Here is a 13,912-nt window from a genome sequence, read left to right on the forward strand (position 1 = left end):
TCCCGCTGGTCAGGCGTCCACCTTGTCCTTGGGCTCCGCCTCGGTGGCGGTGGGACGGGCAGGGAGGAAACGCTTGATCAACGGGAAGAACAGGATCACCAGGATGATCACGTAGACCACGATCGCGAACGGGGTGTCGACCAGTCCGGTCAGCTCGCCGTCACTGAGCTGCAGTGCGCGCCGCATCTGCTGTTCGGCGGCCGGGCCGAGGATGACGCCGATGATCGCCGGCAGCACCGGCAACCCGTACCGGCGCATCGCGAAGCCGATCAGGCCGATCACGAACATCACCAGCAGGTCGAAGATGTCGGCGTTGACCGCGTACGCGCCGACACTGGCGAAGAACAGGATGCCCGCGTAGAGGTACGGCCGCGGGATGCGCAGCAGCTTCGCCCACAGCGGCGCCAGCGGCAGGTTCAGCACCAGCAGCAGCGTCAGTCCGACGAACAGCGAGGCGATCAGGCCCCACACCAGCGACGACTCCCGCTCGAACAGCAGCGGCCCCGGCTGGATGCCGTACTGCTGGAACGCCGCCAGCATCACGGCCGCGACCGCGGTGGTCGGCAGGCCGAGCGTCAGCATCGAGACCAGCGTCCCGGCGGCGGAGGCGGACGCCGTCGCTTCCGGGCCCGCGACCCCTTCGATGGCGCCCTTGCCGAACTCGTCCTTGTGCTTCGAGAGCCGCTTTTCCGTGACGTAGGAGAGGAAAGTCGGGATCTCGGCGCCACCGGCGGGCACCGCGCCGAACGGGAACCCGATGACCGGACCGCGCAGCCACGGCTTCCACGTCCGCTTCAGATCGGCACGCGAAAGCCAGGGCCTGCCGACCGGGATCGGTTTGAACGCGTTACGCCGAAGGTGTGCGGCGACCCAGAGCGACTCGCCGACCGCGAACAGCGCGACCGCCACGATCACGACGTCGATACCGTCGGCGAGATGCAGTGAGCCGAAGGTCAGCCGCTGCTGTCCGGTCATCTCGTCCAGACCGACCAGCCCGATGGTGAGCCCGATCAGCAGCGACGCCACGCCGCGGATCCGGGAACTGCCCAGCACCGAGGTGACCGCGATGAACGCCAGCACCATGATCGCGAACAGATCCGGCGCGCCGATGTCGACGGCGTGTTTCGCGATCACCGGGGCCAGCACGACCAGCGCGATCGTGCCGAGGATACCGCCGACGAAATGCCCGATCGCGGCCGCCGCAAGCGCTTGCGCGCCGCGTCCCTTGCGAGCCATCGGGTTGCCGTCGATGGCCGCGACCACCGCGGCGCTCTCACCCGGCGTGTTCAGCAGGATCGACGTCGTCGAACCGCCGAACATCCCGCCGTAGTAGATGCCGGCGAACATGATGAACGCGCCGGTGGGCTCCAGCCCGTAGGTCACCGGGAGCAGCAGCGCCACCGCCATGGCCGGGCCGATACCCGGCAGGACACCGATCGCGGTGCCCAGCAGTACCCCGATCGCCGCCATCGCGATATGGGTCGGGGTCAGCGCGGTGCCGAAGCCGTCGATGAGTTGCTGGAACATCAGAACACCTCCATCAACGGGCCACCGGGGAGCGGGACTCCGAGCAGGTTGTTGAAGACCAGGAAGGTCACGACGGACATGCCCGCCGCGATCAGCGGATCACGCACCAGGTTGCGGCTTCCGAGCGCGTACGCCGCGCCCCAGAACAGGATCGCGCCCGAGATCGGGAAACCGACCAGGCCGATCAGCGCCGCGTTGGCGAGGAAGGCGCCGCACAGCAGCAGCACCGTGCGCAGATCGGCGGGCGCGGTCAGGTCGATGTCCTCGCCGCCCTCGGCCTCGCCCTTGCCGCCGCGCAGTACGTCGCGCGCCAGCAGCACGGCGACGAGCAGCAGCAGCGAGCCGACCAGGATCGGCACCGCCTTCGGTCCCACCGGGCCGCGCTGGGCGAAGTCGGTGGGAATGCTCAGCGCGTCGGTGAGCACCAGGACACCGAGCATCACGAGCCCGACGCTCACCCCGAGTTCGGAGCGCTCCTTCAGCCACGTGGTCGTCATGCCAGACCCAGCTCTTTCAGCACCGTTGCCACTCGCGTGTTCTCCTCTTCGAGAAACGAACCGAACTGCTCACCTGGCGCGAACGCGCCGGTCCATCCGTTGCGCTGCAAGGCTTCCTGCCACTGCGGCGTCTTCTGCAACCGCTCGAACAGGCTCACCAGCTTCGCGCGGTCCGATTCGGTGATGCCGGGCGGCGCGACGATGCCGCGCCAGTTGGTGAACTTGACGTCCACACCGGACTCCGCAAGCGTCGGCGCGTCGATTCCGGGGATTCGGTTCCCGCTGGTCACCGCCAGCACCCGGAGCGTGCCGGCCGCGATCTGGTCGCGGTACTCGCCGACCCCCGAGACGCCGAACGCGACCTTGCCGCCGAGGACCGACGCGAGCAGTTCACCGCCGCCGTCGAACTGGACGTAGTTGACCGCCTTGGGCGCGAGCCCGACGGCCTTCGCCATCAGCATCGGCGCCAGGTGGTCCGGGCCGCCGGGCGACGAACCGCCGCCGACCTGTACCGCGCCGGGGTCCTTCTTCCAAGCCTCGATCAGCTGACCGATGTTCTGGTACGGCGAGTCCTTGCCGACCACGACGATGTCCGACTCTTCGATCAGCTTCGCCACCGGCGTGGTGTCGAGCAGCGAAGACGGCGACTTGTTCGTGAACACGCTGCCGACGACGCCCAGGCCCATCGACATGACGAGTTTGCCGTTGCCGCGTTCGGCCACCGTGCGGCCGAGGCCGACCGTGCCGCCGGCACCGGGGAGGTTGAAGACCTCCGCGTTGCCGAGCAGGTCGGTGTCTTCCATCGCCTTGGTCGCCGTGCGCGCCGTGATGTCGTAACCGCCGCCGGGCGCGTTGGGCACGAGCACCCGCAACGACCGGATCTGGGAGCCCTCGTCGGCCTCGCCGCCCGGGGTGAGCAACGGTGGCACCAGCAAAACGGCGACGAGCGCCGCCGCGATGGCCAACCAGCTACTGGGCTTCACTGTGATCCCCGCCTCTCTGCCGCGTGGTTGGACATGTTGCACTCGTGTAAACAGAGATGTCTCGGTTACGGGCCCAATGGTTGTTGTGTTCGTTTTGGTCACGCGGAGGTGGCGATGGGTGCTCGGGGTTCCTTGGCCCGCCAGCTCCTCGTGTGGCAACTCGTAGTCGTCACGTGCCTACTGTGCGCGGTGGGCGTGCTGGCCGTCGTCCAGGCGGGGAACAACTTCCGCACGACCGAGGGACGCCGGGCGCTTTCGGTCGCGGAGAGTGTCGCCGCGCAGGGTGTCGTGGGCGACCTCGAGAACGGCCCGTTCGAATTGAACGCGCCCGCGGAGACCGCGCGGAGTTTGTCCGGAGTGGATTTCGTGGTGATCGCGGGAGCGGACCGCTCCGTGCTCGCGTCACCGGATCCGGGCCAGGTGCGGACGCTGCTCGACATCGGAGAGAGCACTGTCCTCTCTGGACGGTCCTGGGTCGGCGAACTCGACGGTTCGATCGTGGCGCACGTGCCGGTGCTCGACGAAAAGGGCGGCAAGGTGATCCGCATGGTCGCGGCGGGTTCGAAGTCGCCCGGGTTCTTCGCCGGCGTGCTCGACTCGCCGGACAACGCGCTGCGGGTGCTGGGGGTCGCGCTGGTGATCGGAGTGAGCGGTTCGCTGCTGCTCGCGCGGCGCGTGAAGAACCAGACGCTCGGCCTGGAGCCGCACGAGATCACCGCGCTGGTCGAGAACCGGGAGGCGCTCCTGCACGGCATCAAGGAGGGCGTCGTCGGCCTGGACCCGCAGCACCGGATCACCCTGGTGAACGATCAGGCCCGCGCACTGCTGGCGCTGCCGGAGGACGCCGTCGGCCGGTCGGTCGAGGACCTCGACCTCAACGAGCGGATCCGCGACCTGCTCACCGGCCGCGCGACCGGCGCCGACCAGATCGTGTTGCGGCAAGGGAAGGTACTGACGCTGAACCGGATGCCGATCGACGTGCGAGGAGCCGTGGTCACCCTGCGGGACCGCACCGATCTGATGACGCTGCGGGACGAACTCGACGCCAGCAGGCACGCGACCGACACGTTGAGGGCGCAGGCGCACGAGTTCAGCAACCGGCTGCACACCATCTCCGGGCTGCTGGAACTCGGGGAATACGAAGAGGTTCGCGGCTACGTCAGCCGGATCAGCTCGGCGCAGGGGGAGTGGCGCGCGGAGGTCGGCTCACGGGTCGGCGATCCGGCGGTGGCGGCGTTGCTGATCGCGAAGGCGTCACTCGCGGCGGAACGCGGGGTCGGGCTGCGCATGGCCCCGGACAGCGAACTGGACCGCGTCGAGGACGCCCTTTCCACGGATCTGGTGACAGTGCTGGGAAATCTCGTCGACAACGCGCTGGACGCACTGAGTTTGAACAAGCAGGGCGGGGAGCAGGGCTGGATCGAGGTCGGGGTGTGGCAGGAGGAGGACGAAGTGCGGGTGGAGGTCCGTGATTCCGGACCGGGAGTCGCCCCGGAGATCGCGGAAGAAGTGTTCGAGCACGGCTTCACCACGAAGGCCGCGGCGCACGGCCAGCGTGGGCTCGGGCTAGCGCTGATCCGGCAGGCGTGCGTGCGGCGGGGCGGTTCCGTCGAGGTGCACAACTCCGGCGGCGCGGTGTTCACGGCGAGGTTGCCGCGATGATCAAGGTGCTCGTCGTCGACGACGATTTCATGGTCGCGAAAGTCCACAGTGGATACGTCACGCGGACGGAGGGGTTCGCCGTGGTCGGGGTCGCGCACACCGGCGCCGACGCGCTCCGCCTGGCGCGGGAACTGAAACCGGATCTGGTGCTGCTCGACGTCTATCTTCCCGATCTCGACGGGCTTTCGGTGCTGCGGGAACTGCGCGCGACCGAGGACGTCGACGTCATCCTCATCACCGCCGCGACCGACGTGGAAACCGTGCGGCAGGCGATGCGGGGCGGCGTCCTGCACTATCTGATCAAGCCGTTCGAGTACGCGTCACTGCGCGATCAGCTCACCCATTTCGCGTCGTTGCACCAGCGGCTGGACCGGCTGGCCGAGGCCGGGCAGGCCGACGTCGATCAGGTCTTCGGCGCGCGGCCGAGCGCGAAACCCGTGCTGCCCAAGGGACTCACCGTCCAGACCGCACGGTTGGTGGAAACCGCGCTGCGGGGCGCGTCCGGCGGGATGTCCGCGAGCGAATGCGCCGAGGCGACCGGCGTCGCGCGGGTGAGCGCGCGCCGGTACCTGGAGCATTTCGTGGCGACCGGAAAGGCCGAGGTGACCCTCAAGTACGGCGGGACCGGACGCCCCGAACGCCGTTACCTCTGGTCCTGACCCCTTCCGCATTTGGTCCTCTGAATGCGGCTAGGCGACATCCTGGTCCGGCGGATTCGCGGCATCGACGTCGGCGCGGAGCCCGGCGATCAGGCGTGCGAGACCGTACTCGAACGAGGCGGCCGGATCCTCGTCGTGGTCGCCGTCGATGTGCTGTTGTTCGTCGATCGCGCAGCCGAGCGTGTACCGGCTGATGGCGAGGATCGCGTGCGTCGCGTCTTCTTCGGTGAAACCGGCCCGCAGCAACGGTTTGATCAGCGGCGTCATCGCCGACCGGTCGGTCGGGCGGGAGCCCGCGTGCAGGCGGGCGCCGTCCCGGTAGGACAGCAGGGTGCGGCGGATGGTGCGGGCGCGCCGCGCCAGCCACTCGGCCCAATCGTCCATCGCCGAGGGATCGTCCAGCGGGGCGAGCCGGTCGTTCAGCATGGTCTCCGCCATCTGATCGAGCAACGCCTGCTTGCTCTTGAAGTGCGTGTAGAGCGCGGGACCCCGCACACCGAGTTTCTCCCCGAGCTTGCGCAGGCTCAATCCGTCCAGCCCGACCTCGTCGAGGAGTTCGAGCGCGGCTCGAACGTAGCCATCCCGTCTCACGACCATGCGCACACCTTCGCCGGTCCGTATCGGACTTGACAACTCGGCAATATCTTATCACCGTTAAGATCTTAACGGTGATAAGATGGGCAGGTAGGATGATCGGAAGTCCCGAGGAGCGCATAGCCCCGGCGTTGTGGGGGATGGCCTCGATCCTGACCCTCGGCGGGTTCCTGTCGATGTTCACCTCGACCGTCGTCAACGTCGCGCTCGGCACGATCGCGGCCCGATTCCAGGCACCGCTCGGTACCGCCCAGTGGATCGCCACCGGCTATCTGCTCGCACTCGCCGCGATGGTGCCGGTGAGCGGCTGGGCGAGCCGCCGCTTCGGGACGACGCGGCTGTGGCTGGTGTGCGTAGGTCTGTTCGCGGTGCTTTCCGCGCTCTGCGCGANCGGGACGACGCGGCTGTGGCTGGTGTGCGTAGGTCTGTTCGCGGTGCTTTCCGCGCTCTGCGCGACGGCCCCGACGATCGAGGCGCTGATCGCTTTCCGTGTCCTGCAAGGCGCCGCGGGCGGGCTGCTGGTCCCGGCGGGACAGATCCTGTTCGCGACGACGGTGGGGCCGAAGCGGCTCGGCCGGATGATGGCCGTGCTGAGCATCCCGATCTACCTCGCGCCCGTGCTCGGCACCCTGGCGGGCGGCGTGCTCACCGAGCGATTCGGCGTGCCGTGGTTGTTCCTGGTGAACGTGCCGCTCTCGCTGCTCTGCCTGCTGCTGGGCCGGAAACGGTTGCCGAAGGAGGGCTTCGTCGACACCCGGCCGCTGGACCGGCGTGGGTTGGCGCTCACCGTTACCGGGCTGCCGTTGCTCGTGTACGGCTTCGCCGAAGCCGCCCCGATCGCGGCGGCCGCCGGCGCGACTCTGCTCGCCACCTTCGCGGTCAGCGCGCTGAGGTCGCCCGCGCCGTTGCTCGATCTGCGGCTGTTCCGCGACCGGACGTTCTCCTCGGCCGCCGCCGTGATCTTCGGGATGGGGATCGCGTTGTTCGGCGCGATGATCGTCCTGCCGCTGTACTACCTGGACGTCCGGCACGAAAGCCTCGTCGCCACCGGCTTCCTGACCGCGCCCCTGGCACTCGGCACGGTACTGGCCCTCCCGCTCGCGGGCAGGCTGACCGACCGGATCGGCGGGGCCCGGGTGATCTTCGCCGGGCTGATCGTCACGATCGCCGGGACGGTGCCGCTGGCGCTGCTCACCGGAACCGACAGCTACTGGTGGCTCTCGGCCGTGCAGGTCGTCCGCGGCTGCGGGATCGGACTCACCACGACCCCGGCGCTCGCCGCCGGGCTGGTGTCGGTGCCCCAAGAGCGAATTTCCCACGCCATGCCGCTCTTCGCCATGCTGCAACGGATCGGTGGATCCTTCGGGACGTCGATCCTGACCTCGGTCGTCTCCGCGCGGTTCGCCGCCGCTCCGGGGGCCGCGGCGGCCGTCGCGGGCACGCACTGGTGGATCGCCGGGATCACCGCGATCGTGCTGATCCCGGCGTGGCTGCTCGTCCGCGCCGGATCGTCCACAGTGGACTGACCGCGCCGGTGGGTTTGTTCCCGCCCGATGCGTCCCGATGGTTCCGAGTGGCATTCGGGACAGTCGGTGGACAACGCCGTAGGCTCAGGTGAATGAGCACGGCATCCACCTCGGAGCATCCGATGGTCGAAACCCGGCACCAGACCCAGCTGCTCACCCTGTTGCGGGATGAGGGACCGATGTCCCGGGTCGAACTGGGGGAGCGGCTGGAGCTGCCGCGTGCCCGGGTGGGGGCCGAGGTCGCGCGGCTGGCCGAGGTCGGCCTCGTCGAGACCGCGGGTCCTTCGGCGAGCCGCGGCGGCAGGCGGTCCACGCTGGTGCGGCTCGCGGGAGACCTGCGGGTGCTGTCGGTCGACGTCGGCGCGACGTCGGTCGGGGTCGCGCTCACCGACGCTTCGTGCGAGGTGCTGGTGCACACCGTCGAGGACTGCGACGTCCGGCAGGGTCCGCACGCCGTGCTCAAACGCGTCGTCGCGCTGGCGGAGAAGATCCGCGAAGAGGCGCCGGGCAAGCTGATCGCCGCCGGGATCGGCCTCCCGGGGCCGGTGAGTTTCGCCGAGGGCATGGCGGTCGCGCCGCCGATAATGCCCGGCTGGGACCGGTTCTCCGTGCGCGACCATCTCGGCGGGCTGCTGCGCTGCCCGGTCACCGTCGACAACGACGTGAACTCGATGGCGCTCGGGGAACGGCACGCCGGCGTCGCGCGCTCCATCGACGACCTGGTGTTCGTCAAGATCGGTACCGGGATCGGCTGCGGGATCGTGCTCGGCGGCAAGGTCTACCGCGGCGTCGCCGGCACCGCGGGCGACATCGGGCATATCCGCCTCGACGACTACGGGCCGACCTGCGCCTGTGGTGAGACGGGCTGTCTCGAGGCGTACTTCGGCGGCGCCGCGCTGGCCCGCGACGGGTTGACGCTGGCACGCAGCGGCCGGTCGGCGTACCTCGCCGACGTCGTCGCGGACCGCGGCGCGATCACCGCCGCGGACGTCGGCCGCGCGGCGGCGTCGGGCGACTTCGGCGCGGTCAACCTGATCCGTGACGGCGGGCGGCGGCTCGGGCAGGTGGTCGCCTCGCTGGTGAGTTTCGTGAACCCGGGCATGGTCGTGATCGGCGGCGGCGTGGCGCAGCTCGGGCATCAGCTGCTCGCCGAGATCCGCAGCTCGGTCTACCGGCGATCGCTGCCGCTCGCGACCGGGAACCTGCCGATCGTGCTGTCCGAGCTGGGGGACACCGCGGGCGTCATCGGGGCCGCTTGGTCCGCTACTGATCGGGCCTTCACGCTGAGCAGCTGACCCGGTCCCGGGCTGAAAGCGTCCTTCACCGCATGCCACGCGGCGAAGGGCGCTTTCGTCGCATCGCATGCGGGGAAAGCGTCCTTCAGCCCGTCCTTGGGCGCATCCGGCGGCACGTTGAGCACTCACCTGATTCCGATTAGTAACGTCAAGATCGTACAGACTTTCGCTTGAAACGTGCGAAAGTCTGCGCCGAATCGGACGGCTATTCGGGTGACGGGGGGCTTTAGTCGACATTTCTGTCCTGTTGTCACCTTGACGGGTGACGGGCACCACCCTACTTTCGCTGGCTAAGTAACAAAGTTTGTTACGGCCGATTCGTAAGTGAGGGCAGTGTGGCCGCGACTGAATCCGGGCAGCTCGACCCGGTCAGCCCACGTACCTCGAACCTCGCCGTGCTTCTGCGGGCGTTGCGTGCGGGGCCGCTTTCGCGTACCCAGCTCGCGGCGCGCTGCGGGCTCACCAAGGCGGCCGTCTCCGGGTTGATCACCGAGCTGTCCGAACGCGGTCTCGTCCGCTCCGCCGGACTCCAGGGCGGCGGCAACGGCAGGCCCAGCCAGCTGGTCGAGCTGAACGGCGCCAGCGCCTGCGGGCTCGCGCTCAGCGTCGAGGCCGATCGTTTCGCCGCCGTCGTCACGAACCTCGACGGCCGCGTCGTCGCCGAACGCACCGAGACCGCCGACGTCGCCGCGCTCGGCCTGCACCGGAGCATGGACGAACTCGCCTTCCTCGCCAGGACCGTGCTGCTCGACGACCAGCCGGTCGGGGTCACCGTCTCGGTGCCGGGGCTGGTCGATTCGGCCGCCGCCGTGCTGCGGTTCGCGCCGACCCTGCGCTGGCGCGACGCCGAGATCGCCGATCTCCTCGCCGCCCGGCTCGGTCTTCCCGCCGACGCCATCGCGGTCGACAACGAGGCCAACCTCGGCGCGGTCGGCGAGGCCGTCGCCGGAGCAGGCCAAGGCGTGCGGGAGCTCTTCTACCTCAGCGGCGGCACGGGCGTCGGCGGCGGGCTCGTGTCCGGCGGCGTGATCCTGCGTGGTGCCAGGGGTTTCGCGGGCGAGGTCGGGCATATCACCGTCGACCCGTCCGGCGAGCAGTGCCAGTGCGGCCGGGTCGGCTGCCTGGAGACCAAGGCCGGCCTCAACGCCGTCCTGCGCGGCGCGGCGTCGCCCGGCGACCCGCTGCACGATCCCGCGCTGGGTGTCGACGGCCGGGTCGGGCTGCTCAAGCACCGCGTGCAGCGCGGTGACCAGCGCGCGGTCGCCGCGGTTTCGGAACTCGGGGTCGCGCTCGGCGTCGCGGTGTCCACTGTGGTCGACGTGCTCGACCCGGACGTCGTCGTGCTCGGCGGCTACTTCGCCGAACTGGGCGAATGGCTGGTCGAGCCGGTGCGCCGCGAACTGTCCGCGCGTCCGCTAGGACACGAGCCCACCTGTCGCGTCGAGCCGTCGCCGCTGGGCACCACCGCCCCGCTGCGGGGCGCCGCGCATCTCGCCACCGAACGGCTTTTCGCCGACCCGACGCTAGTTCCCTTCGTGACCGAGGAGGCTCCGGCATGACGCTGCTATCCGTCCGGGGGATCGTGAAGACCTTCCCCGGGGTCCGTGCGCTCGACGGGGTCGACTTCGACGTCGAACCCGGTGAGGTGCACTGTCTCCTCGGCCAGAACGGCGCGGGCAAGTCCACGCTGATCAAAACGCTCGCCGGTGCGCATCGCCCCGACGGCGGCGAGATCTTCTGGCAGGGCGAGCCGGTCACGCTGCCCTCGCCGGTCGCCGCGCTGAAGATCGGCATCGCGACCATGTACCAGGAACTCGACCTGGTGCCCGGGCTTTCCGTGGCGGACAACATCTTCCTCGGCCGCGAGCGCGCGTCGTTCGGGTTCACGCGGATCAGCGAGTCCCGGAACAAGGCCGCGAAACTGATGGCGCGGCTCGGGCACCCCGAGATCGCGCCGTCGACCGAGGTCGGCAAGTTGTCCGCCGCGGGTCAGCAGCTGGTCTCGATGGCGCGGGCGCTCGCGTACGACGCGAAGCTGCTGGTGATGGACGAGCCCACCGCGGCGCTGGCCGGTGAAGAGGTCGACAACCTGTTCCGTATCGTCGGCGAGCTGACCGCCGAGGGTGTCGCGATCATCTACATCTCCCACCGGCTCGAAGAACTGCGCCGGATCGGGCACCGCGTCACCGTGCTCAAGGACGGCAAGACCGTCTCCACCGGCCTCGACGCCAAGGAGACGCCGACCTCCGACCTCGTCGCGCTGATGGCGGGCCGCAAGGTCGAAACCGTGTTCGGCCCGCGCCACCAGGAACACGTGGACCCGGACAACCAGGTCCTCAAGGTGGAGAACCTGACCACCGTCGGCGAATTCGAGAACGTGACCTTCACCGTGCACGCCGGTGAGGTCGTCGGGATCGCGGGCCTCGTCGGCTCGGGACGCAGCGAACTGCTGGAGACGATCTTCGGCGCGCGCAAACAGGACGCGGGTTCGGTGTCGGTCGACGGCGAGCCGGTTCGGCCGGGCAGCGTGTCCGCGGCGGTCAAGGCCGGGATCGGGCTGGCGCCGGAGGAACGCAAGAGCCAGGGGCTGCTGCTGGACCTGCCCGTCGTGCACAACGTGACCCTGGCGAGCCTGGGCAAATATGCGACGTTCGGGTTCACCGAGCGGGGCAGGGAACTCGACGACGCCGGGGAAAGCCTGCGGCGCCTCGATCTCCGGCCCGCCGATCCGCACCGCATCATCCGCACGCTGTCCGGCGGCAACCAGCAGAAGGCGGTGCTCGCCCGCTGGCTGGTCCGCGGCTGCCGGGTCCTGCTGCTGGACGAGCCGACGCGCGGGGTCGACGTCGGCGCGCGGGCGGAGCTGTACCGGCTGATCGAGGAACTGGCCGCGACCGGCGTCGCGATCGTGCTGGTCAGCAGCGAGATCCCCGAAGTACTCGGCTTGTCCGACCGGGTGCTGGTGCTGCGTGAAGGACGTGTCCTGGCTGAAAAGCCGTCTGCGGAGCTGACAGAGGCGGATGTGCTCGACGTGATTCTCGAGGGGAGTGCGGCGTGACCGACCAAGCCGAATCGGTGCGTACGGAACCCGCCGTGGAACCGGTACGACCCAAGGAAAAGCGAAACTTCTCGCTCGACACCCGGCTGCTCGGGCTGGCCGGGGTACTGGTCATCCTGTGCATCGTCGGCCAGGTGACCAGGCCCGACCAGTTCTTCACCGACGGCAACATCTCGACGATCCTGCGGCTCGCCGCGGCCATCGGGGTGGTCAGCGTCGGGATGACCTTCGTGATCATCGCCGGCGGCATCGACCTCTCGGTCGGGTCGATCGTGGCGCTCTCCAGTGTCTGGCTGACCACCTTGGCCACCCAGTCCTACGGCCCGTGGGTGATGATCCTTTGTGGACTCCTGGTCGGCCTCGGCTGCGGGCTGATCAACGGAATATTGGTCTCCTACGGGAAGATCGTGCCGTTCATCGCGACACTGGCGATGTACGTCTCGGCCCGCGGGCTCGCGGAACGCATCAGTGGCCGCCGCACGCAGGTGGTGTCGGAGGCGGGATTCCTCGACTTCTTCCGCGGTGACCTGCTCGGCGTCCCGGTGCTGATCTGGATGTTCGCGCTGGTGTTCGTGATCGGCTGGGTGCTGCTGAACCGCACCACGTTCGGCCGCCGCACCTTCGCCGTCGGCGGCAACGCCGAGGCTTCGCGGCTGGCGGGTATCAACGTCAAGCGGCACACCGCGCTCGTCTACGGCGTCGCCGGGCTGTGCTGCGGTATCGCGGCGCTGATGGTCGTCGCCCGCACCACCGCGGGCGCCTCGACCAACGGCATGCTTTACGAACTCGACGCCATCGCGGCGGTCGTCATCGGCGGCACGCTGCTCACCGGTGGCCGAGGCTCGCTCATCGGCACCCTGATCGGCGTGCTGATCTTCACCGTGCTGTCCAACATCTTCACGCTCAACAACCTGGACACCGACATCCAGAACATCGCCAAGGGCGTGATCATCGTCCTGGCCGCGCTGCTGCAGTTCCGCTCCGTGAAAAAGACAAAGACGAGCACTTGATCACCGTGGATGGAGAGTCGTCATGACCGAACAATCCCTGCACCGCCGCCGCTTCCTGCTGGGAGGCGCGGCCGTCGGAGCGGGTGCGCTGCTGACCGCGTGCACCTCGAACGAGGCACCGGCGCAGAACAACGCGGCCAACGTGGCCAACGCCGGGGCGAACTCGCAGCCCGGCACCCCGGTCACCATCGGGTTCTCGGCGCCTGCCGCGGACCACGGCTGGATGGCGGCCATCACCAAGAACGCCCGCGCGCAGGCGCAGAAGTTCAGTGAGGTCACGCTCAACGCGACCGAGGGCACCAACGACGTCAACCAGCAGATCTCCCAGGTGGAGACCTTGATCAACGCCAAGGTCAACGTGCTGGTGATCCTGCCGTTCGACGGCAAGGCGCTGACCGCGGTCGGCCAGCAGGCGATGGACGCCGGTATCCAGGTGATCAACCTGGACCGCGTCTTCGACACCCCGCTCGCGTACCGCACCTGGATCGGTGGCGACAACTACCGCATGGGCGTCAACGCCGGGAACTACATCGCCCAGCAGATGAAGGCGAAGAACATCGCCAGCCCGGTGATCGGCGAGGTCGCGGGTATCGACTCGCTGCCGCTGACCCAGGAACGCAGCAAGGGTTTCAAGGACGCCTTGGCGCGTCAGGGTTTCCAGGTGGGACCGCGTGTCTCGGCGCAGTTCACCCCGGAGTCCGGCGAGCAGCAGACGTCGAACCTGCTCCAGTCGGCGTCCAAATTGGACGCTCTCTGGAACCACGACGACGACCAGGGTGTCGGCGTCATCGCGGCGATCAACAACGCCAACCGCAAGAACTTCCTGATGGTCGGCGGCGCGGGCTCGAAGAACGCGATGAACCTGATCAAGTCCGACGCCGAGCCGCTGAAGGCGACCGTGCTCTACAGCCCGTCGATGGCGTCTTCGGCGATCTCGCTCGCGCGGCTTCTCGGCCAGGGCAAGGGGGCAGGCGACTTCGCCGAGCACGAGATCCCCGCCGAGATCACCACGTACTCCGCGGTGGTCACCAAGGAGAACGTCGACAAGTACATGGACGTCGGCTTCGACTCGTAAACCCGCGTACCCGACACACGCAAGCG

General features: G+C 68.9%; 12 protein-coding genes. 8 read left to right on the forward strand and 4 right to left on the reverse strand.

Annotated elements, in window-relative coordinates; genetic code table 11:
* Positions 1 to 9 precede the first annotated feature (9 nt).
* Genes LCL61_RS05390 through LCL61_RS05400 form a run of 3 tightly spaced genes read right to left on the reverse strand, consistent with a single transcriptional unit; the run spans position 10 to position 2,989 of the window.
* Positions 10 to 1,527, reverse strand: coding sequence for a tripartite tricarboxylate transporter permease (locus tag LCL61_RS05390; protein ID WP_340685808.1), 1,518 nt, complete (start codon positions 1,525 to 1,527; stop codon positions 10 to 12).
* Positions 1,527 to 2,024, reverse strand: coding sequence for a tripartite tricarboxylate transporter TctB family protein (locus LCL61_RS05395; protein ID WP_340685809.1), 498 nt, complete (start codon positions 2,022 to 2,024; stop codon positions 1,527 to 1,529). Before LCL61_RS05395 ends, LCL61_RS05390 begins: the two co-directional genes overlap by 1 nt.
* The gene (locus tag LCL61_RS05400) at positions 2,021 to 2,989 is read right to left on the reverse strand and encodes a Bug family tripartite tricarboxylate transporter substrate binding protein (RefSeq protein WP_340688499.1); all 969 of its coding nucleotides are present in this window, start codon (positions 2,987 to 2,989) and stop codon (positions 2,021 to 2,023) included. Before LCL61_RS05400 ends, LCL61_RS05395 begins: the two co-directional genes overlap by 4 nt.
* Before the next feature lie 132 nt (positions 2,990 to 3,121).
* Between LCL61_RS05400 and LCL61_RS05405 the strand changes: the two genes are divergently transcribed.
* The gene (locus LCL61_RS05405; protein WP_340685810.1) at positions 3,122 to 4,669 is read left to right on the forward strand and encodes a sensor histidine kinase; all 1,548 of its coding nucleotides are present in this window, start codon (positions 3,122 to 3,124) and stop codon (positions 4,667 to 4,669) included.
* Positions 4,666 to 5,328 (forward strand): response regulator, encoded by a 663-nt coding sequence (locus LCL61_RS05410; protein ID WP_340685811.1) that lies wholly within the window; start codon positions 4,666 to 4,668, stop codon positions 5,326 to 5,328. Before LCL61_RS05405 ends, LCL61_RS05410 begins: the two co-directional genes overlap by 4 nt.
* A 30-nt stretch (positions 5,329 to 5,358) precedes the next feature.
* Here the strand turns inward: LCL61_RS05410 and LCL61_RS05415 are convergent, their stop codons facing one another.
* Positions 5,359 to 5,925, reverse strand: coding sequence for a TetR/AcrR family transcriptional regulator C-terminal domain-containing protein (locus LCL61_RS05415; protein WP_340685812.1), 567 nt, complete (start codon positions 5,923 to 5,925; stop codon positions 5,359 to 5,361).
* Between the two features lie 173 nt (positions 5,926 to 6,098).
* Here LCL61_RS05415 and LCL61_RS05420 point away from each other — a divergent pair, with 173 nt between their 5' ends.
* From LCL61_RS05420 to LCL61_RS05445, 6 genes are all read left to right on the forward strand, one after another.
* A complete protein-coding gene (locus tag LCL61_RS05420; RefSeq protein ID WP_425342032.1) occupies positions 6,099 to 7,448 on the forward strand; it encodes an MFS transporter in 1,350 nt (449 codons plus the stop codon).
* Positions 7,449 to 7,540: 92 nt separating this feature from the next.
* Positions 7,541 to 8,743 carry an ROK family transcriptional regulator gene (locus tag LCL61_RS05425; protein ID WP_340685814.1) on the forward strand — a complete coding sequence of 401 codons (1,203 nt, stop codon included), beginning with the start codon at positions 7,541 to 7,543 and terminating at the stop codon, positions 8,741 to 8,743.
* A gap of 335 nt (positions 8,744 to 9,078) precedes the next feature.
* Positions 9,079 to 10,302 (forward strand): ROK family transcriptional regulator, encoded by a 1,224-nt coding sequence (locus LCL61_RS05430; protein WP_340685815.1) that lies wholly within the window; start codon positions 9,079 to 9,081, stop codon positions 10,300 to 10,302.
* Positions 10,299 to 11,801 (forward strand): sugar ABC transporter ATP-binding protein, encoded by a 1,503-nt coding sequence (locus tag LCL61_RS05435; RefSeq protein WP_340685816.1) that lies wholly within the window; start codon positions 10,299 to 10,301, stop codon positions 11,799 to 11,801. The genes LCL61_RS05430 and LCL61_RS05435 overlap by 4 nt, the downstream gene beginning before the upstream one ends.
* 35 nt (positions 11,802 to 11,836) lie before the next feature.
* Complete coding sequence (locus LCL61_RS05440) at positions 11,837 to 12,811, forward strand: ABC transporter permease (protein ID WP_425342033.1); 975 nt, start codon at positions 11,837 to 11,839, stop codon at positions 12,809 to 12,811.
* A gap of 22 nt (positions 12,812 to 12,833) precedes the next feature.
* Positions 12,834 to 13,886 carry a substrate-binding domain-containing protein gene (locus LCL61_RS05445; RefSeq protein ID WP_125680657.1) on the forward strand — a complete coding sequence of 351 codons (1,053 nt, stop codon included), beginning with the start codon at positions 12,834 to 12,836 and terminating at the stop codon, positions 13,884 to 13,886.
* Positions 13,887 to 13,912: the final 26 nt, after the last annotated feature.

Origin of the sequence: Amycolatopsis coloradensis (assembly GCF_037997115.1) — a bacterium.
Lineage (GTDB): Bacteria > Actinomycetota > Actinomycetes > Mycobacteriales > Pseudonocardiaceae > Amycolatopsis > Amycolatopsis coloradensis_A.

Coding starts and splice junctions, on each gene's coding strand:
- LCL61_RS05445 (WP_125680657.1), top strand. CDS start 12,834: ATGACCGAACAATCCCTGCACCGCCGCCGCTTCCTGCTGGGAGGCGCG.
- LCL61_RS05425 (WP_340685814.1), top strand. CDS start 7,541: ATGAGCACGGCATCCACCTCGGAGCATCCGATGGTCGAAACCCGGCAC.
- LCL61_RS05405 (WP_340685810.1), top strand. CDS start 3,122: ATGGGTGCTCGGGGTTCCTTGGCCCGCCAGCTCCTCGTGTGGCAACTC.
- LCL61_RS05395 (WP_340685809.1), bottom strand. CDS start 2,024: ATGACGACCACGTGGCTGAAGGAGCGCTCCGAACTCGGGGTGAGCGTC.
- LCL61_RS05390 (WP_340685808.1), bottom strand. CDS start 1,527: ATGTTCCAGCAACTCATCGACGGCTTCGGCACCGCGCTGACCCCGACC.
- LCL61_RS05435 (WP_340685816.1), top strand. CDS start 10,299: ATGACGCTGCTATCCGTCCGGGGGATCGTGAAGACCTTCCCCGGGGTC.
- LCL61_RS05415 (WP_340685812.1), bottom strand. CDS start 5,925: ATGGTCGTGAGACGGGATGGCTACGTTCGAGCCGCGCTCGAACTCCTC.
- LCL61_RS05410 (WP_340685811.1), top strand. CDS start 4,666: ATGATCAAGGTGCTCGTCGTCGACGACGATTTCATGGTCGCGAAAGTC.